Raw genomic sequence first — 19,201 nt, forward strand, 5'->3', positions numbered from 1 at the left:
GGCAGGGGCGGGCTGCCGGCGCGCCCGGCGGCCCGCCCTCCCATCCTCTCGCCAGGATCGTTTCATGACGACACGCAGCGACGCGCCCGCCATCGAGCCGACGCGCGAGATCGAAGACCCCGAAGCCCGCTCCAAGCGGTTGCGAGGGCCGGCCTTCTGGGCTGCTTTCGTGATGACTGCCATCGGGCTGCTGGTCTCGGTGAACCAGATGTTCAATCTGGGGCTGGGCGGCTTCCGCCCGGTCAGCACCGCCTATTACTATCTGATGATCGGCCTGTTCGTCGGCGTCGGCTATCTGGCCTTCCCCGCGCGCAAGGGGCAGGTGGCGGTGCGCTGGTACGATTGGCTGCTGGTGGCGCTGGTTCTGGGCGCGTCGCTCTGGATGGCGGCGAACGCCCAGCGCATCCTGGATCGCGGCTGGAACATGGAAGCGCCGACCCTGCCGACGGCGCTGGCCGGCCTGTATGTGCTGCTGGCGCTGGAGGCGCTGCGGCGCACCGGCGAGATCATCCTGTTCGTGTTCTGCATCGTGTTCGCCGCCTTCCCACTCTATACCGGCCATATGCCGGGCTTCCTGTGGGGCGTGCAACTCGACCTGGCGCAGACCGTCACCGAGCACGCCTACGGGCTGGAGAGCATTATCGGCATCCCGATGCAGGTGGTGGCCGATACGCTGATCGGCTTTATCGTGTTCGGCGTGGTGCTGGCCAATACCGGGGGCGGCAGCTTCTTCATGGATTTCGCCTCCTCGCTGATGGGCCGTACGCGCGGCGGGCCGGCGAAGGTGGCCATCGTGTCGTCCGGCCTGTTCGGCATGCTGTCTGGCAGCCCCACCTCCAACGTGCTGACGACCGGCACGCTGACCATCCCGACCATGAAACGTTGCGGCTATTCCCCGGTCTATGCCGGCGCGGTGGAAGCCTGCGCCTCGACCGGCGGCTGCCTGATGCCGCCGGTCATGGGGGCCGCCGCTTTCATCATGGCGAATTTCCTGAACGTGCCCTATGCCGAGGTGGTGACCGCCGCCTTCCTGCCGGCGATCCTGTTCTATCTGGCGCTGCTGTTGCAGACCGACCTGTACGCCGCGCGCAACGGGCTGCTCGGCGTGCCCTCGGTGCCGAACCTGCTCGGCACGCTTAAGCAGGGCTGGTACTACATACTGGCGCTGATCGGCCTGACCGTCATGCTGCTGATGTGGCGCATGGAGGGCGAGGCGCCGTTCTGGGTGGCGCTGTTCCTGCTGGGCGTTGCGGTGCTGCGGCGCAAGGCCATCGGCTTCGACGGCCGGGCCTCCTGCCAGTTGGTGGTCGATGTCGGCCAGGCGGTGGCGCAATTGGTCTGCCTGATCGCCGGGATCGGGCTGATCATCGGTGCGATGTCGATCACCGGCGTCGCCAACTCCTTCTCGCGCGAGCTGGTGCAGTATGCCGGCGGCAACCTCGCGCTGCTACTGGCGGCGGGCGCGCTGACCAGCTTCGTGCTCGGCATGGGGATGACCGCCTCGGCCTGCTACATCTTCCTCGCCATCGTGCTGGCCCCGGCGCTGGTGCAGGTCGGCATCGATCCGATGGCCGCCCATCTCTACATTTTCTATTGGGGTATCGTGTCTTTCATTACCCCGCCGGTGGCGCTGGCCGCCATCGCCGCCGCGTCCATCGCCAAGGCCGACGCCATGGCGGTGGGCTTCAAGGCCCTGCGCGTCGGCTGCCTGCTGCTGCTGCTGCCGGTGCTGTTCGTGCTGCAGCCGGCGCTGATCCTGAAGGGCGAGCTGTCGCTGGTGATCCAGGCGGCGGCGACCGCCACGCTGGCGGTGATCCTGCTCTCCGCCGCCTTCGAGGGCTATCTGTGGCGGCTCGGCCGGTTGCCGCTCTGGGCGCGCATCGGCTTCGGCGTCGCCGGGCTGATGCTGTTCGTTCCGGAAGGGCTGACCGATCTGCTGGGCGTGATCCTGGGGCTCGCGGTCGGCGTCGCGGCTTTCCTCGGCCGGCGGCTGAACGAAGGAAAGATCATAAAATGACGTTCGATTCCAAACCGACCGGGGCCATCGCCCCGGATACGACCGGCCTGAATTTCTACACCGCCGATCCGTCCCTGCCGGACTTGCTGGATATCCATCTGCCCGCCGACATCCGCCGCCATATCGAGCCGCATCTCCAGGCGCTCGGCGCGGAGGCCGGCGACCGGCTGGACGAATGCGGCCGGCTGGCCGACCGGCACGGGCCGGTGCTGCATCACCGCGATCGGTTCGGCCGCGACATGCAGCATATCGAGTATCATCCGGCCTATCGTGAGTTGGAGGAAGCGGCGTTCGGCCGTTACGGCATCCACGCCCTGTCGCATCGCGACGGCATCATGGGCTGGAAGGGCCGCTATCCGGCGGCGGCGAAGCACGCTTTCACCTACCTGTTCAACCAGTGCGAATTCGGCATGGGCTGCCCGATCAACGTGACCGACGGGGCCGCCATGCTGCTCGACCGCTATGGCAGCGCCGAATTGAAAGCGCGCTATCTCGACGGTCTCACCACCACCGACATGAATCGCCTGACCCAGGGCGCGCAATTCATGACGGAGAAGGAGGGCGGCTCCGATGTCGGCAAGCTGACCACCCGCGCGGTGCCGGAAGGCGATCATTGGCGGCTCTATGGCGATAAATGGTTCTGCTCCAACGCCGACGCGAAAATCGCGATGCTGCTGGCCCGGCCGGAAGGGGCGGGCGAGGGCACGCGCGGCGTCGGTCTTTTCCTGATGCCGCGCTTCCTCGACGATGGCAGCCCGAACCACTATCGGATCGTGCGGCTGAAGGACAAGCTGGGCACCCGCTCGATGGCCTCGGGCGAGATCAGGTTCGAGGGCGCCGTCGCCTATGCCGTCGGCCGGATCGACCGGGGCTTCGTGCAGATGGCGGAGATGGTGAACTGGTCGCGCCTGTCGAACGCGGTGAAGTCGGCCGCGCTGATGCGCCGGGCGCTGCATGATTCCCTCACCGTCGCGCAGGGCCGCGTGGTGTTCGGCAAGCGCATCGTCGACCATCCGCTGGCCCGCCGGCAGCTGCTGAAGCTGATGCTGCCGCTGGAACAGGCGCTGTCGCTGTGCTTCGTCACCGCCGACGCGCTGGACCGCGCCGAGCAGGGCGGCAGCCAGGAAGCCGCCGCCTTGCTGCGCATTCTGACGCCGGTGCTGAAATACCGCGCCACCCGCGACGCCCGCAAGCTGTGCGGCGACGCCATGGAGATGCGCGGCGGCATCGGCTATGTCGAGGAATTCGCCACGCCCCGGCTGCTGCGTGACGCGCATCTGGGGTCGATCTGGGAGGGGACGGGCAATATCGTCGCCCTTGACGCGCTGCGCCGCGCCGTCGGCAAGCATGGGGCGGAGGCGGCGCTGGCCGCCGACCTGCACGCCCGTCTCCAGGACACGCCCGGCGTGCCGCAATCCTATCGCGATCGGCTGGCCGGGCTGACCGACAAGGCCATCGGCTTCGCCCGCGCCGTCGCGGCCGAGGAGGGCGCGGAAGCCGATGCCCGCCGCGCCACCAGCGCGCTCTACCATGTCGCCAGCGCTGTGACCCTGGCGTGGGAAGCGGCGCGCATCCACGACCGGCGCGGCGACGCCCGGCGGCTGCTGCTGTCCCGCCTGGTGCTGGATCACCGGCTGTTGCCGGCCGACCCGTTCGCGCCGATGGCCGGCGCGCGGGAGGACCGTATCGCCAGCCTGCTCTTGTCCGCCGATCCGGTGTCGATGGCGGACGCCGCGGCCCTCGCCGCCGCCTGAGGAACTGATCATGACCGAGCAGACCGAAACCATCGCGCTGCTGCGCAATTCCGCCGCCGGCTTCGCCAAGTTCGACGGCAAGCGCATCCGTGGCTGGCGCGGCAACGCCCCCGGCTTTGATCGCGATCTGTGGGGGCGCATGGCGGCGCAGGGCTGGTTCTCCATCCTGGCGGCTGAGGAGGAAGGCGGGCTGGGCCTGGGCGTCGAGGCCGCCGCCGCCGTGGCCGAGCAACTGGGCCGCGCTTGCGCGCCGGAACCATTTGTGGCGTCCGGGGTTCTGGGGCCGGCTCTGTTGAGCCAGGCGACCAATCAGGCCCTGAAGCAGGACCTGATGCCGGCCGTGCTGTCAGGCGATTTGCTCGTCTCCCTAGCCTGGCAGCCGGCCGGCGGCGCCTTGCCGCCGGAATCGACCGGTGTGACCGCTCAGCGACGCAATGGCGGCCTTGTGCTCGATGGTGACGCCCGCTTCATCAACCCCGCCCAGGCCGACGGCTACATGGTGCTGGCGCGCGAGCCGGGCGGCTTGCTGCTGGTCTGGGTGGACGCCAAGGCGTTTGACGGCGCGCTGAGCGAGGAGCCGGGGCCGGACGGCATTCCCTCCGGCCGCCTGCGCCTCTCCGGCATCGAGCTTGCCGACAGCGCCGTGCTGATGAGCGGCAACCGCGTCGCCGAGGCGGTGCAGGGCGCGCTCGACCAGGCTGTGATCGTGCAGAGCGCCGAACTCTGCGGGCTGATGCAGCGCGCGCTCGACATGACGCTGGACTATTTGAAGACCCGGCAGCAATTCGGCGTCGCCATCGGCAGTTTCCAGGCCTTGCAGCATCGCTCGGTCGATTTGTTCATCCAGCAGGAGCTGGCGCGGCACGCCACGGCGGCCGCGATCCAGAAGGCGGAGGCGGGGGCCGCCGGGCGCGATCTCTCGCTGGCCGCCTCCAGCGCCAAGGCGCGCGCGGCGGAGGCGGCGATGACCATCGGCACCCAGGCGATCCAACTGCATGGGGCCATCGGCTTCACCGACGAATATGACCTCGGCCTGTATGTGAACCGGATCGTCCGGCTGGCCGCCAGCCTGGGCAATGCCGCCTGGCACCGCCGCCGTTTCGGCGATCTGAGCGAGGGAGCCTGACCATGAGCTTTCAGTATGGCGTCACGCAGGAGCGCGACTGGAACGCGCTGAGCGACGCGGAATTCCGCCGCATCGTGCGCGCCGAGTTCGAGACGCATTACCCGGCCCATCTGCGCTATGCTCCGCGCCGGCTGCGCTGGCACGAAAACCGGGACTGGTATCTGCGCATGGCGGAGAAGGGCTGGATCGCCCCGAACTGGCCGGTCGAGTATGGCGGCATGGGCCTGTCGGCCGCCAAGCTGCTGATCTTCCAGGAGGAGGCGGAGCGCTGGGGCATCGGGCGCTATCAGGATCACGGCACGCTGATGCTGGGCCCGGTGTTGCTGCGCTGGGGCACGGAGGAACAGCGCCGGCAGTATCTGCCCGATGTGCTGTCCTGCAAGGCGATCTGGTGCCAGGGCTATTCCGAGCCGGGCAGCGGCTCCGACCTTGCCAGCCTGAAGACCAGGGCGGTGCGCGAGGGCGACGCGTTCGTCATTACCGGGCAGAAGATATGGACCACGCTGGCACAGGACGCGACGCACATGTTCGTGCTGGTCCGCACCGATTTCGAGGCCAAGAAGCAGGAGGGCATCAGCTTCCTGCTGGTCGATCTGGCGCAGGACGGCGTGACCATCCGGCCGATCCGCGACATGGCCGGCCATGAGGAATTCTGCGAGGTGTTCCTGGATGGCGTGCGCACGCCGGCCTCAAACCTGGTCGGCGAGCTGAACAAGGGCTGGACCGTGGCCAAGTCGCTGCTCGGCTTCGAGCGCATTCATGTCGGCAGCCCGAAAATGCCGGAATACGGCTTGACCGTGCTGGAGAAGATCGCCCGCGCCCGTGGCCTGTGGGACGACCCGGCCTTCCGGGAGAAATATGTTCGCCTGAAGCTCGATGTCGCCCATCTGTCCGACGCCTATAATCATTTCACCGGCATCGTGGTGCGCGGCGAGGCGCTTGGGCAGGATATCTCCTACCTGAAAATCTGGGCGACCGAGAGTTTCCAGCGCATCGCCGACCTGGTTATCGAGACCGCCGGCCCGTTCGCCGCGCTGAATGGAGAGGTCGAGATCGGCGACACCAGCGTCGACGTGCTGGCCAGCTTCTACAAGGCCCGCCCGCCGACGATCTATGGCGGCTCCAACGAAATCCAGCGCAACATCCTGGCGCAGCAGGTGCTGGGTCTGCCCCGGCGATAGAGGCAGCGATTCAGGCGGTGCGGCGTTCCGCGCGCAAGCTGGCGGTGCGCGCTATGTCCAGCGCGCCATCCGCCGTCAGCGCCACGGCGAAGCGGCGCTCGGCTTCCGGCGCGTCGTAATAGCCGCGCTGGATATCGTGCATCACGGCGTCGGGGTCGCGCTCCAGCGGATTGCCATAGCCGCCGCCGCCGGGCGTGGTGACCTCGACGCTGTCGCCCTCGGATATCCGGATATCCTGGTCCTTGCTGAGATGCGGCGGATCGTACACACGGCCGTCGGCATAGCGGATGCGCACGGCGTTGCGCCCGCCTTCCTCGCCGCCCTGCGCGCCGTTCGGCCCGGTGCGGCCATGATCCATGACGAAGCTGGCCCGCGCCTGGCCCCGCGCGATGCGAACCTTGTAGTTGATGCCGAAGCCGCCGCGATGCTTGCCCGCCCCGCCGGAGCCCTCGGCCAGCGAATATTCCTCGAACAGGATGGGGTAGCGCTGCTCCACTACCTCCAGCGGCGTGGTTTTGGAGATGCCAATGGTCGAGCAGCCGTTCGACAGCCCATCCACCTCCAGCGAGCCGCCATAGCCGCCGCCGGAGATCAGATAGAGCACGTAATTCTTGCCGGTGTCCGGGTCGTGGCCGCCCAGCGCGAAATTGCCGCTGGTGCCGGCCGGCGCGCCGAACAGCCGGTCGGGGATCGCCTGTGCGATGGCGTCGAACACGGCCTCCGCGATGCGCTGCGAGACTTCCGCCGCGCAGCCGGAGACGGGGCGCGGATATTTCGCGTAGAGGAAGGTGCCATCCGGGTCGGCGATGTGGAGCGGCGCGAAGGTGCCGGCATTGATCGGCACGTCGGGGAAGATGTGCTTCATCGCCAGATAGATCGAGGATTTCGTCGTCGCCAGCACGCTGTTCATCGGCCCCTGGCAGGGCGGCGAGGAGCCCGCCATGTCGAAATGCAGGTCGGACCCTTCCTTGCGGACCTGCATGGCGATCTTCAGCGGCTCGTCCACCACGCCGTCGCTATCGACATAGGCGGTACCTTCATAAGTGCCGTCCGGGATGGTGGCGATCTTGGCGCGCATCTGCTGTTCGGCGCGGGATTTCAACTCGGCGATGGCGGCGTCCACCACATCGGCGCCGTAGCGGTCGAGCAGCGCGGTCAGCCGCTTGTCGCCAACCATCAGCGCGGCGGCCTGCGCCTTCACGTCGCCGATGCGCTGGTCGGCGATGCGGATGTTGGAGAAGATGATGGAGAGGATTTCCTCGTCGATCACGCCCTGCTTGAACAGCTTCACCGGCGGCAGGCGCAGCCCTTCCTGTTCCACCTCGGTCGCCTTGGCGGAGAAGCCGCCCGGCACCATGCCGCCGAAATCCGGCCAGTGCCCGGTATTCGCCAGCCAGGCATAGAGCGCGCCCTTGTAGAAGAAGGGACGCACGAACTTCACATCCATCAGATGCGTGCCGCCCATATAGGGATCGTTCACGATATACACGTCGCCCGGCTGCGGGTTGCGGGCGCGGGCGATGACGGCCTGGGTCGAGAACTGCATGGTGCCCACGAAGACCGGCAGCCCGGTCTCCCCCTGGGCGATCAATTCCCCGGTCTCGCGGTGATAGATGCCGTCGGACCGGTCGAGCGTCTCCGAGATGACTGGCGAGAAGGCGGCGCGCTGGAACGCCAGATCCATCTCGTTGCAGACCTGCTGCAAGCCCGCCTGGATGACCGTCAGCGTCACCGGGTCGAGAATGATGTCCTGCGCCTGTTCCGCCGTCTCGATGCTCATGCCCGTGTCCCCTTCAGAACTAAACTCCCTCCCCCCGCAAGGAGGGAGGGAATGAACGGTCGATCTTCCTCACAAACTTCCCGCCAGCTCCCGGTCGAAGCGGGCCAAGGCCTCGGTGGCGGCGGCGGAGCCGCAGCCTGCGGCTTTCATCTGGTCGCGCGAGGCGGTCATGATCTGCAGCTTGTCGCCGGCGCTGACCTCGCCCTGCATGCGCGTCGCGATGGCGCGCGACAGCTTGTCCTCGGTCATCTGGTCGGACGGCAGGTCGCGGCAAAGCTTCGCGGCCTCCACGGCGTCGACATAGGATTTGTACTGCTGGTTCGGCGATTGCGCGCCGGCCGGGGCCGAAAAGGCGACGAGCACGGCCAGCATCGGGAGAGCGTATTTCATATGGACCTCACTGTGACGATCAGGTTTCCCAAATCATCAACGTCCACGGCGCAATTCGGTTCGATCACGATTGTGGTATCGAGCTGCTCGACGATGGCCGGCCCCTCGAAACGGCCGCCCAGCGGCAGCTTTTCGCGTCGGTAGATCGGCGTTTCCTGCCAGTCGCCCTCGGCGAACCAGACGGCGCGCCGGGCGGTCACGGCCTCGGCCGGCGTGGCCGCCTGCTGCGCCTTGTCGATCAGCGCGGTCAGCGGCACCGCCGGGCGGCGGCCGATGACGGCGGTGTGCAGGTTCACCAATACCGGGCGAATTTCCGGCAGCTCGACCTCGAATCGCTCCCAATAGGCTTTGGCGAAGGCGTCCTCCAGATATTCCCGGCCGACATCCGGGCCGGGCACCGGGATGGTGAGGATGTGGGTCTGTCCCTGGAACTGCATGTCGGCATCGTGCAACACGGTGATCTCCTCGATCTCCGTGCCTTCGCGGGCGATGGTTTCGCGCCCGGCCGCCACCTGCTCGCGCAGGATCGTCGCCACCTGGTCCATATCGACGGCGGCCAGCGGCGTGTTCACCGTGTTCACGTAATCGTGCCGCAGGTCGGCCACCACGCAGCCCAGCGCGTTGGTGATGCCGGGCCGGGCGGGGATCAGCACCTTCGGAATCGCCAGCTCGCGCGCCAGGGCGACGGCATGCAGCGGGCCCGCGCCGCCGAAGGCGAACAGCGCGAAATCGCGTGGATCGTGCCCGCGCGCCAGCGAGACCATGCGTATGGCGTTGGCCATCTTCATATTGCCGATGGCCAGGATGGCCGCCGCCGCTTGGTCGGTATCCAGCCCCAGCTTGTCGCCGACCTGCTCCGATATGGCGCGCTTCACATCGTCGATCGAGACCGGCGCGTCGACCGCCAGCAGCCCGGCCGGGTTCAGCCTGCCCAGCGCCAGATTGGCGTCGGTGATGGTCGGTCGGGCACCGCCGCGCCCATAGCAGATAGGCCCCGGCGTCGCCCCGGCGCTCTCCGGCCCGACCTGCAACAGCCCGGCCTCGTCGATGCGGGCCAGCGAGCCGCCGCCGGCACCGATGGTGTGCACATCGACCATCGGCACATGGATCGGCAGAGCGTATTCCAACTCCAGCTCGGCGCTGACCGCCGGCACGCCGCCCAGGATCAACCCGACATCGGAACTGGTGCCGCCCATATCGTAGGTGATGACCTCGGGATAGCCCGCCAGCCGCGCGGTATAGGCTGCCGCCATGACACCCGAGGCCGGGCCGGACATGACCGTGTTCACCGCCGCCTCGGCTACGATGCGGGCCGAGACGGTGCCGCCATTGCCCTGCATCACCAGTAGCTCGTTCGCATAGCCCTTGCCGGACAGCTCGTCGGTCAGCCGGCGGATATAGCGGTCCAGCACCGGCTGGATGGCGGCGTTCACCGAGGCGGTGGTGCCACGCTCATATTCGCGGAATTCGGAGAGGATATCGCTGCCGATGGTGACGTAGGGATTGGGCCATATCTCGCGCACGATCTCGGCCGCGCGGCGCTCATGCGCCGGGTTGGCGTAGGCGTGCAGGAAATGGATCACCAGCGCCTCGACGCCTTGGTCGAGCAGCGCGCGGGCGGCATTGCGCACGCCTTCCTCGTCCAGCGGGGTGAGGATATGGCCATAGGCGTCCGTGCGCTCCGCCACTTCCAGCCGGTTCTCGCGGGCGATCAGCGGCTCGAAACTGCCGATCAGCCCGTAGGGCTTCGGGCGGGTGCGCCGGCCCAGTTCCAGAATGTCGCGGAAGCCCCGGGTGGTGATCAGGCCGCATGTGGCGATCTTGCGTTCCAGGAGCGCGTTGGTCGTGGTCGTAGTGCCATGGACGATGGAGGCGATATCGGCCAGGTGCGCGCCGGTCTTCTCAATGGCGCTCATCACGCCGTAAGCCTGGTTCTGCACCGTGGTCGGCACTTTGGCGATGCGCAGGCCGCCCGTCGGGTCGATCAGGATCAGGTCGGTGAAGGTGCCGCCGACATCGACGCCGACCATCTTGCCCGCCGGCTGCTGGGGCTGGATATTCAGGCGCTCTGGCGTGGAATCGGGCATCGTCGTCCTTCCGGTCGGTGGCGAGGCACGGTAGCGCATCCAGCGCCGCCCGCCAGAAGGAATTTTGTTCGTATGCTAATGAATACGTCAAGAGGGATCGCAGCGCGAGCCAAGCGGTCGACGGGACTCGCCGCTGCGCGGTTTAGCGCAGCTTCACCGCGTCGATATAATGCCGGAAATGGCTCAGCGGCGGCGTGACGGCATCGGGCAGCTTGGCCATGTCGTCCCAGCGGCGCAGCATGACGGCGTCGCGGGCATAGGGCAGGGCGATGAATTCCTGCTCGTCCTCGCGATCGAACGGCCCGCCCTGCATTTCCAGGCTGTGCTTGGAGGCGGGCGACAGGCTGTCGTAATAGCCGACATCGGTGGCGCACAGATAGCGCTTGGCGTCGACATGCAGGCGGGCCGGCTGGATCACGTCCGGGCCGAACCATTGCTTGAGGTACCGTTCCGCCTGGGCCTCATGCCGGGCATCCTCGCCGCGCGCGCGGGCCTTGTTGGCGTCGGGGTCGATCAGATGGCCGATATCGTGCAGCAGGCAGGCGACGATCAGCGCCGGCTGCGCCCCGGCCTGCTCGGCAAGGGAGGCGCATTGCAGCGCGTGCTGGAGCTGGGTGACCGGCTCCGTGCCGTATTCCCGGCCGCCCTGGGCGTCGATAATGGCGAACAGGGTGTCGGCGGTATCGCTGGTTGCGGTGGCCATGGCTTCCTCCTTTTCTGTCAGTTCCTCAAGCGACGCGGCTGCCCTCGCGCCACACCTGGCGGACCAGCGGCAGGCCCTGATGCAGGGTGACGCGGGCGAGGTCGGCGCGCTTGCCGGCCGCGATCTCGCCGCGGTCGTCCATCTTCAGCATGCGCGCCGGATTGCGCGACACGGTGGCGACCGCCTGCGGCAGGGTCAGCCCGTGCTGCTGGTTCAGCTTGAAGGCGGCATGCATCATGCTGATCGGCACATAGTCCGACGACAGCGCGTCGAGCAGCCCCAGCTCCGCCAGCTCATGCGCCGCGACATTGCCGGAATGCGAGCCGCCGCGCACAACATTGGGCGCGCCCATGATGGTCGCCATGCCATTGTCATGCGCGCCGGTGGCGGCCTCAACCGTGGTCGGGAACTCGCTGATGGTGATGCCCAGCGACGCCGATTCCGCGACATGCGCCATCGTCGCGTCGTCATGCGCGGCGATCGGAATGCCCCGGTCCCGGCAGGCCGCCGCCAGCGCGATGCGGTGCGGGTCGGCGTATTTCTCCTGATTCGCCTTGGTGGAGACGATCATCTCCTGCAGTTCGGCTTCGGAGACATTGTGCTTCTTCTGGTAATAGAGCCGGTACTGGGCAATATCGACGAACTGGCGCTGGCCGGGGGTGTGGTCCATCAGCGAGACCAGGCGGAGCAGCGGATGTCCCTGCACCTTCTCGTACTGGTTCAGCACGTCGGGATCGGCGACCTCGCAGCGTAGATGCAGGAAATGGTCGGCGCGGGTCAGCCCGGCGGCGCGGGCCTGATCGATGGCCTCCACGCTCTGGTCGAGCAGCTCCAGCCGGGTGTTGTTGCCGATGGTGTTGCCCAGCACCACGGCGTCGAACACCGTGGTGATGCCGGCCGCGGCGATCTGCGCGTCGTGCGCCAGCAGCGCCGGCACGCCGGGCCAGCGCACGCCGGGGCGGGGGGCGAGATGCTTTTCCAGATTGTCGGTATGCAGCTCGATCAGGCCCGGCAGCAGATAATCTCCTTCCAGGTCAATGGCTTCGGCGGCATTGCTGCGACCTTCCGCGATCTCCAGAATGCCGCCGTCGCTCACCCGCACGGTGCCGCCCTCCAGCACGGAATCGGCCAGCACGATACGGGCATTGGTCAAAATCATCTCTTCGGACATCAGGCGGCCGCTTTTTCGTAAGGGGTGACGGTGATGGTGCGGTTGCCCAGGGCTTCCCTGACCGCCGCATCGTGGAAGATACCAACGATGGCGGCGCTGCGCCCGCACGCTTCTGTGACAAGATCGACGACGGTCTGCCGGTTGTCGGCATCCAGCGAGGCGGTCGGCTCGTCCAGCAGCAGGGCCGGATAATGCACCACCATGACGCGGGCGATGTTCACCCGCTGCTGCTCGCCGCCGGAAAAGGTGCCCGGGGGCAGCCGCCACATCCGCTCCGGGATGCGCAGGCGCGACAGCAGGGTGGCGGCGCGTTCCTTGGCTTCGGCCTCGGCGACGCCCAGGGTCAGCAGCGGCTCCATCACCAGATCCAGCGTGCCGACGCGCGGGATGACGCGCAGGAACTGGCTGACATAGCCCAGCGAGCGGCGGCGGATATCCAGAATGGCGCGTGGCTCGGCATGGGTGATGTCGGTAAGATCGCCGTCATGTCGGATAAGCACCCGGCCTTCCTGCGGCAGGTAATTGGCGTAGATGCAGCGCATCAGCGTCGATTTGCCGGCCCCGGACGGCCCGTCCAGGATGGCGCACTCGCCGGCCCGGACGGCGAAATCCATGCGGCCCAGCACCGGTATGTGCGTCGCCCCTTGCAGATGCAGCGTGAAGGATTTCGCCAGCCCTTCCGCCGCAATCATCACTGTATCATCGTAAGTCATTGTCACACCGGCAATATCGAGGAAACGAGAAGCTGGGTGTAGGGGTGCTGCGGATCGTCCAGCACCTGGTCGGTCAGGCCGTGTTCGACCACCCGGCCGCGACGCATGACCATCAGCCGGTGCGCCAGCAGCCGCACCACGCCCAGATCGTGGGTGACGATGACGCAGGCGATGCCCAGCCGGTTGACCAGCGTGCGGATCAGGTCGAGCAGGCGGGCCTGCACCGACACGTCAAGGCCGCTGGTCGGCTCGTCCATGAACACCAGGCGCGGCTGGGTGACGAGGTTGCGGGCGATCTGCAGACGCTGCTGCATGCCGCCGGAGAAGGTGGCCGGCAGATCGTCGATCCGGCCGGTATCGATCTCCACCTTGGTCAGCCAATCCTCCGCCTCGGTGCGGATATTGCCGTAATGCCGCGCGCCCACCGCCATCAGCCGCTCGCCGACATTGGCCCCGGCGGAGACTTCCATGCGCAGCCCGTCGCGGGCGTTCTGGTGCACGATGCCCCAGTCGGTGCGCATCAGCATGCGGCGCTCCGGCTCCGACAGCGACCAGATATCGGTCAGCCCCTGCGTGCGCATGTCATAGGCGATGCGTCCGGCACTCGGCTCAAGTTGGGCCGACAGGCAGCGCAGCAGCGTGGTCTTGCCGGAGCCGGATTCGCCGACGATACCCAGCACCTCGCCCGGATAAAGGTCGAAGGCGACCCCCTCGCAGCCGATGCGGCTGCCGTAATTCTTCGACAGGTCAGTCACTTGCAACAGCTTGTTCATGCCGCCTGTTCCTCGCCCGTATGGCCGGCGGCAACCCGCTCGCCGCAGTAATCCGTGTCGGAGCAGACGAACATCCGCCCGCCCTTGTCGTCGGTAACGATCTCGTCGAGGTAGCTGTCAGCCGAACCGCAGATGGCGCAGGCCTGGTCCCAGCTTTCGATCTGGAAGGGGTGGTCCTCGAAATCCAGGCTCTCCACCCTGGTGTAAGGCGGAATGGCGTAGATGCGCTTCTCGCGCCCGGCCCCGAACAGCTGGAGGGCGGGCGAATTGTCCATCTTCGGATTGTCGAATTTCGGGATCGGGCTGGGGCTCATCACATAGCGGCCATTCACCCGCACCGGATAATCGTAGGCCGTGGAGATATGGCCGTAATGCGCGATATCCTCATACAGCTTCACCTGCATGACGCCATATTCCGCCAGCCCGTGCATCTTGCGGGTCTCGCCCTCGCGCGGCTCAAGCCAGCGCAGCGGCTCGGGGATCGGCACCTGGTAGACCATGATCTGGCCCTCGACCAGCGGCGTCTCCGGGATACGGTGGCGGGTCTGGATGATGCTCGCCTCACGGGTCCGGTCGGTCGTCGCCATGCCGGCGGTCTTTTGGAAGAAGCTGCGGATATTCACCGCGTTGGTGGTGTCGTCGGCCCCCTGGTCGATCACCTTCAGCGTATCGTCCGGGCCGAGGATGGCGGCGGTAACCTGAATGCCGCCGGTGCCCCAGCCATAGGGCAGCGGCATCTCGCGGCTGCCGAACGGCACCTGATAGCCGGGGATGGCGACGGCCTTCAGGATGGCGCGGCGGATCATCCGCTTGGTCTGCTCGTCCAGATAGGCGAAATTATAGCCCTGCGCGGTGCTCATCTCAGTCCGCCGCCTCCTCGAAATCATCGTTGCGGGCGGCATTGTTCGCCGCCGTCTCGCGCATCCGCCGCACCATCACCAGCTCAGCCTGGAAATCGACGTAATGCGGCAGCTTCAGATGCTGGGTAAAACCCGACGCCTCGACATTGTCGGCGTGGTACAGCACGAACTCCTGATCCTGCGCCGGGGCCTTTGCCTGCTCGCCCAGCTCCTCGGCACGCAGCGAGCGGTCGACCAGCGCCATGGCCATCGCCTTGCGCTCGCAATGGCCGAAGGTCAGGCCGTAACCCCTTGTGAATTTTGCCGGTTCGGTAGCTGAGCCCTGGAACTGGTTGACCATCTGGCATTCGGTGACGGTGATCTCGCCGATCTCGATGGGGAAGCCCAGCTCCTCCGGCACGAACTCCACCGCCAGCTCGCCCAGGCGGATTTCACCGGCGAAAGGGTGGTTCTTGCCGTAGCCGCGCTGCGTCGAATAGCCCAGCGACAGCAGGAACCCCTCGTCGCCGCGCGCCAGCGATTGCAGCCGCACATCGCGCTCAGCCGGGAAGCGCAGCGGGTCGCGGGTCAGATCGCCCACCTCCTGCTCGTCGCGCGGCTCCTCCGGCTCGATCAGCCCGCCATGGCCCAGAATGTCGGTGACGCGCGGCATGCCGCCTTCCAGCGGCGCGTCGGCGGCTTCCGCCTCGGGCGCGTTGTCGGCTGCGGCAAGGTCGAAATCCAGCAGCCGCAGCGTGTAGTCGAAGGTCGGGCCCAGCACCTGGCCGCCCGGCAGATCCTTATAGGTCGCCGAGATGCGCCGCCGCACCTGCATCGCCACCGTGTCCAGCGGCTCGGCATAGCCGAAGCGGGGCAGGGTGGTGCGATAGGCGCGCAGCAGGAAGATCGCCTCGATCAGATCTCCACGCGCCTGCTTCACCGCCAGCGCCGCCAGCTCCCGGTCATAGAGCGAGCCTTCGGTCATCACCCGGTCGACGGCCAGCGACAATTGTTCGTCGATCTGCGCCAGCGTCACCTCCGGCACCGATGTGTCGCCGCGCCGCTCCTCGGCCAGCAGGCGCCGGGAATTCTCGATGGCGCGCTCGCCGCCTTTTACCGCGACATACATGGCTCAGGCCTCCTTGCGTTCGATGCGGGTGGTGCGCGGCAGGCCGATCAGCCGCGCGCCATCGGCCAGGAACAGGTCGATACCGCGCGGAAACAGGCCGCGATTACGCTCCCAAAGAGCAGCAAAATCGTCCGGCAAGCCATTGATTTGCATTGTTTCCTCAAGCTCTATGCCGGGTCCGGTTAGGCGATGGGCCGCACCCTCGGACAGGCCGGCCACCTGCACCAGCAGCGTGGCGGAATGGTCGGGATAGGCGTCGCTGCCGGCGGCAAATCCGTCGAGAGCGTCCAGCGGCCCGGCCAGAATGGCGAAGCGCGCCTGCGCCTTGTCCGCCACCAGCGGGCAGCCGCAATGGAAGCGCAGCCAGTCGCGCACCGCCAGCCGGTCGGCCTCGGGGTCGAGCCAGACCGGGGTTTCGTAGTCGAACAGCGCCAGCGCCAGGGCGGCGGTGGCGGGCATCAGCGGGGCCGGCGCGCCGTCCGGCAGCACGTCCGGCAGGTCGACCGCCCGGCCGGGGCGCGACAGGGCGTCCAGCGCCGCGCGGAACACGCGCTGGCTGTCGAGGGTGGGGTCGGCGAGGCCGGCAAGCAGGGTCTCGGTCATCTCACTCTCCGCGAACCATGGTGAAGAAATCGACCTTGGTGGCCGCCGCCTTGCGCGCCGAGAGATCGCGGCGGTCAGCGGCGCTGGCTTCCAGCGGCGCGATGACCGCCTGTTCCAGGGCGGCGCGGCGGGTCTCGTCCTGCATCAGCGCGTCGATCAGCGCGGCGGTGGTGGCGTGGCCCTGGCCGCGCCCCGCGACATAGCCATGGCCGACGCGCCCATCGCCCAGCCGGATCGAGCAGCGCGTCATAGTCATCTCGCCCAGATTGAAGCGCTGGCCGCTACCGCCGGCGCGGCCGCGCACCATGACCATCCCGGTTTCCGGCCGGCGCAGATAGGACCAGTCCGGCTTGTCGGGCAGCGAATCCCATAGATGGATCAGCTTTTCCGCCGGGGCCTTGGCCAGGACGGACATCCAGCGGCGGCGCGCCTGTTGATCCGGAGAGAGGGCGGTGGACGAGGGCATTCTATACCTCTGAAAAATTTGTATAGACATCCATATCAATTTCGCCTCACTATGCTCCCGCACCGATGTCGCCGTAAAGAGGCAAGGTGTGAATTTCTGATGACAGCAGCGGGTGACGCGATGCAGGTCGATGCCAATCTCTCCCGCGGCGCGGGCGTGGCGCTGTGGCGGCAGATCGAGGAGACGGTGATCCGCGATATCGCCGATGGGCGCTTCCAGCCCGGCGAGCGGCTACCGACGGAAAAGGAGCTTTCCGACCGCTTCAAGGTGAATCGCCATACGCTGCGCCGCGCCATGGAGGCGCTGGAAGGGCGGGGGCTGATCCGTATCGAGCAGGGGCGCGGCTCCTTCGTGCAGGAGCATGTCCTGGATTATACGCTGGGGGCACGCACCCGCTTTTCCGAGATCGTGTCGGGGCAGAACCGCATTCCCGGCGGCAAGCTGATCGATTCGAGCCTGGTGGCGGCCGATGCCGATATCGCCGAGGCGCTGGAAATGCCGGCCGGCACGCTCTGCGTCATGCTGCGCATGGTCGGCGAAGCCGATGGCCGGCCGATCGTCTATTCGCAGAATTATTTCCCGGCCGAACGCTTCCCCAACGCCGCCCAGCTTTATGCCGACACCCATTCCGTCACCCAGATGGTGAGGGCGCATGGCGTCGCGGATTACCGCCGCAAGCTGACCCGCGTTACCGCCCGCATGCCGACCGAGGACGAGGCGGCAACCCTGGCCCAGCCGCGCAACCGCCCGGTGCTGGTGGCCGAGGCGGTCGACGCCGACCTGAACGGCACGCCGATCCGCTACGGCTATGTCCGCTTCGCGTCGGAGCGGGTGCAGCTGGTGTTCGACACGCCTTAGGCGGGCATCTGCGCCGGGCTGAATTCGGGGAACTCCCGGATTAGCCCGGCATGGCGGTCGGCAAGTGTATCGGTGAGATAGAGGATGTTGGTCTCCGTCGCGCCGATGAAAGCGTCGTACGTGTCCGCGCGAAAATTATCCGGGTTGAAGGCCGGCGCCTGCACCGTCCATCCGCGATAGCCGAGGGGGCGCAGGATCGCCTCCACGGCCTCCGAGCGAGCGCGGCTGGTGGCCTCGGCGAACACAGCCGGCTTCAGCCGGTCGAGGGTCTTTATCATGCCTCGTAGAACCTCGGCCTCCATGCCCTCCGCATCGATCTTCACCAGATCCAGGCGTTGAATGACGAGATCGTCCGCGCAGATCATCTGGATCGTCTCGAAGCTTCGTTCGGCGGCATCGACGTCGCGAAAATGAACGGCGCCGAAATTCCCGGTCTCCGCGTAATCGATGGCGGGGGGAAGGAAGCTGCCCATATGGTCGCCCGCGAGGGCATGGAATGTCCGCACGTTCTGACAGCCATTCAAGGCGATGCTGCCCGACAGGCAGGCATGGATGAAATATTGCGGCTCCAGCGCGATCACCTTTCCTTCCGGTCCGACCAGACGGGAAAAGGCGAGCGTATGGCAACCGAGATTGGCGCCCACCTCCAGCACGGTGCCGCCGAAGGGTATGAAGGCCGCCATCAGCTTCACCTCGCTTTCGGCCCACTCGCCGTAGCGGCGCAGCGCGCCGCCGATGGTGATATCGGCGCGCGGCACCAGCATCAGCCCATGGCGAGCCTGGATGACCTCCACGATTCCCCCCTGAATGCCCATTGTCTGTACTGGTGCAGGCGGTGGTGGCGGCGCCACACGATACAGGATACGGGCCGCGATATTGCGGACCCGCTGGGTCAAGGATGGCATCGTCGCGTTCTTTCCGTTTGGAAGCTTACCTCGGCAGCACGACCAGGGATTGGTCGCGCCAGGACAGCCAGACCGGTGTGCCGTCGTCCAGATCGTCGCGCACGCTGCGGTCGATGTTCTGGGTCGAGACGGCGATGGGGGCGGCGACATCCGGCAGGCGGATGTGGAAGTGGCTGCGGTCGCCGAGATAGGCGGAATGCAGGATGGTGCCCTGCACCGCCTGGCTGCCGTCGGCCGGACGCTCCAGCGTCAGTTGCAGCTTCTCCGGCCGGATGGCGACCAGTGCCGCGCCATTGACCGGCCAGGCCGGGGCGGGGGCGGCGATCGGGCCCAGGCCGCGGGCGTCGAGCCGCAGCCTCTCGCCTTCCATCCCCTTTGGCGTGGCCTCGAAGAAATTCATCGTGCCGATGAAGCTGGCGACCTCGCGGCAGTTCGGCGCCTCGTACAGCGCGCGCGGGGTGGCAACCTGCAGCACCTTGCCCTGCGCCATCACGGCGACCCGGCAGGACATGGTCAGCGCCTCCTCCTGGTCGTGGGTGACGTAGACGACGGTGACGCCCAGGCTTTCGTGGATATGCTTGATCTCGATCTGCATATGCTCGCGCAGCTGCTTGTCCAGCGCGCCCAGCGGCTCGTCCAGCAGCAGCACCTTGGGCCGCTTGATCAGCGCCCGGGCCAGGGCCACGCGCTGGCGCTGGCCGCCGGA

Annotated in this window: 18 protein-coding genes; 5 read left to right on the forward strand and 13 right to left on the reverse strand. The window is 67.2% G+C overall.

Annotation, left to right across the window (positions count from 1 at the left end):
• The first annotated feature begins 64 nt into the window (after positions 1 to 64).
• The 4 genes from AUP43_RS08810 to AUP43_RS08825 are packed head-to-tail and all read left to right on the forward strand — an operon-like array spanning position 65 to position 6,078.
• Positions 65 to 2,017 carry a TRAP transporter permease gene (locus AUP43_RS08810; RefSeq protein ID WP_067555337.1) on the forward strand — a complete coding sequence of 651 codons (1,953 nt, stop codon included), beginning with the start codon at positions 65 to 67 and terminating at the stop codon, positions 2,015 to 2,017.
• On the forward strand, positions 2,014 to 3,771 hold the full coding sequence (locus tag AUP43_RS08815) for an acyl-CoA dehydrogenase family protein (RefSeq protein WP_067555340.1): 1,758 nt from the start codon (positions 2,014 to 2,016) through the stop codon (positions 3,769 to 3,771). The genes AUP43_RS08810 and AUP43_RS08815 overlap by 4 nt, the downstream gene beginning before the upstream one ends.
• A 10-nt stretch (positions 3,772 to 3,781) precedes the next feature.
• Positions 3,782 to 4,897 (forward strand): acyl-CoA dehydrogenase family protein, encoded by a 1,116-nt coding sequence (locus AUP43_RS08820; RefSeq protein WP_067555343.1) that lies wholly within the window; start codon positions 3,782 to 3,784, stop codon positions 4,895 to 4,897.
• A gap of 2 nt (positions 4,898 to 4,899) precedes the next feature.
• Positions 4,900 to 6,078 (forward strand): acyl-CoA dehydrogenase family protein, encoded by a 1,179-nt coding sequence (locus AUP43_RS08825; protein WP_067555346.1) that lies wholly within the window; start codon positions 4,900 to 4,902, stop codon positions 6,076 to 6,078.
• A gap of 10 nt (positions 6,079 to 6,088) precedes the next feature.
• On the opposite strand, the gene AUP43_RS08830 is transcribed toward AUP43_RS08825, so the two are convergent.
• From AUP43_RS08830 to phnG, 11 genes are all read right to left on the reverse strand, one after another.
• The gene (locus tag AUP43_RS08830; protein ID WP_067555349.1) at positions 6,089 to 7,858 is read right to left on the reverse strand and encodes a hydantoinase B/oxoprolinase family protein; all 1,770 of its coding nucleotides are present in this window, start codon (positions 7,856 to 7,858) and stop codon (positions 6,089 to 6,091) included.
• A gap of 69 nt (positions 7,859 to 7,927) precedes the next feature.
• The gene (locus AUP43_RS08835) at positions 7,928 to 8,248 is read right to left on the reverse strand and encodes a hypothetical protein (protein WP_067555352.1); all 321 of its coding nucleotides are present in this window, start codon (positions 8,246 to 8,248) and stop codon (positions 7,928 to 7,930) included.
• Positions 8,245 to 10,335, reverse strand: a complete 2,091-nt coding sequence (locus AUP43_RS08840) for a hydantoinase/oxoprolinase family protein (RefSeq protein WP_067555355.1) — start codon at positions 10,333 to 10,335, stop codon at positions 8,245 to 8,247. Before AUP43_RS08840 ends, AUP43_RS08835 begins: the two co-directional genes overlap by 4 nt.
• A 142-nt stretch (positions 10,336 to 10,477) precedes the next feature.
• Complete coding sequence (locus AUP43_RS08845; protein WP_067555358.1) at positions 10,478 to 11,038, reverse strand: phosphonate degradation HD-domain oxygenase; 561 nt, start codon at positions 11,036 to 11,038, stop codon at positions 10,478 to 10,480.
• 25 nt (positions 11,039 to 11,063) lie between these two features.
• Positions 11,064 to 12,209: an alpha-D-ribose 1-methylphosphonate 5-triphosphate diphosphatase gene (locus AUP43_RS08850; RefSeq protein ID WP_067555361.1), complete on the reverse strand. Its 1,146-nt coding sequence runs from the start codon at positions 12,207 to 12,209 to the stop codon at positions 11,064 to 11,066.
• Positions 12,209 to 12,922, reverse strand: coding sequence for a phosphonate C-P lyase system protein PhnL (gene phnL / locus AUP43_RS08855; protein ID WP_067555364.1), 714 nt, complete (start codon positions 12,920 to 12,922; stop codon positions 12,209 to 12,211). Before phnL ends, AUP43_RS08850 begins: the two co-directional genes overlap by 1 nt.
• A 2-nt stretch (positions 12,923 to 12,924) precedes the next feature.
• A complete protein-coding gene (gene phnK / locus AUP43_RS08860; protein WP_067555367.1) occupies positions 12,925 to 13,695 on the reverse strand; it encodes a phosphonate C-P lyase system protein PhnK in 771 nt (256 codons plus the stop codon).
• Positions 13,692 to 14,555, reverse strand: coding sequence for an alpha-D-ribose 1-methylphosphonate 5-phosphate C-P-lyase PhnJ (locus AUP43_RS08865; RefSeq protein WP_067555370.1), 864 nt, complete (start codon positions 14,553 to 14,555; stop codon positions 13,692 to 13,694). The genes phnK and AUP43_RS08865 overlap by 4 nt, the downstream gene beginning before the upstream one ends.
• Before the next feature lies 1 nt (position 14,556).
• Positions 14,557 to 15,663 carry a carbon-phosphorus lyase complex subunit PhnI gene (locus AUP43_RS08870; protein WP_067555373.1) on the reverse strand — a complete coding sequence of 369 codons (1,107 nt, stop codon included), beginning with the start codon at positions 15,661 to 15,663 and terminating at the stop codon, positions 14,557 to 14,559.
• 3 nt (positions 15,664 to 15,666) lie between these two features.
• On the reverse strand, positions 15,667 to 16,266 hold the full coding sequence (phnH, locus tag AUP43_RS08875; protein WP_067555377.1) for a phosphonate C-P lyase system protein PhnH: 600 nt from the start codon (positions 16,264 to 16,266) through the stop codon (positions 15,667 to 15,669).
• A gap of 1 nt (position 16,267) precedes the next feature.
• Positions 16,268 to 16,762, reverse strand: coding sequence for a phosphonate C-P lyase system protein PhnG (phnG, locus tag AUP43_RS08880; RefSeq protein WP_322096410.1), 495 nt, complete (start codon positions 16,760 to 16,762; stop codon positions 16,268 to 16,270).
• Between the two features lie 69 nt (positions 16,763 to 16,831).
• On the opposite strand from phnG, the gene phnF reads away from it, so the two are divergent.
• On the forward strand, positions 16,832 to 17,590 hold the full coding sequence (gene phnF, locus AUP43_RS08885; RefSeq protein ID WP_232314951.1) for a phosphonate metabolism transcriptional regulator PhnF: 759 nt from the start codon (positions 16,832 to 16,834) through the stop codon (positions 17,588 to 17,590).
• On the opposite strand, the gene AUP43_RS08890 is transcribed toward phnF, so the two are convergent.
• Positions 17,587 to 18,384 carry an FkbM family methyltransferase gene (locus AUP43_RS08890; protein ID WP_198154858.1) on the reverse strand — a complete coding sequence of 266 codons (798 nt, stop codon included), beginning with the start codon at positions 18,382 to 18,384 and terminating at the stop codon, positions 17,587 to 17,589. The genes phnF and AUP43_RS08890 overlap by 4 nt on opposite strands.
• Positions 18,385 to 18,520: 136 nt before the next feature.
• A partial coding sequence (locus AUP43_RS08895) for an ABC transporter ATP-binding protein (protein ID WP_157089289.1) occupies positions 18,521 to 19,201 on the reverse strand: 681 nt, incomplete at its 5' end.

This window comes from Oceanibaculum pacificum (assembly GCF_001618175.1).
GTDB classification, from domain to species: domain Bacteria; phylum Pseudomonadota; class Alphaproteobacteria; order Oceanibaculales; family Oceanibaculaceae; genus Oceanibaculum; species Oceanibaculum pacificum.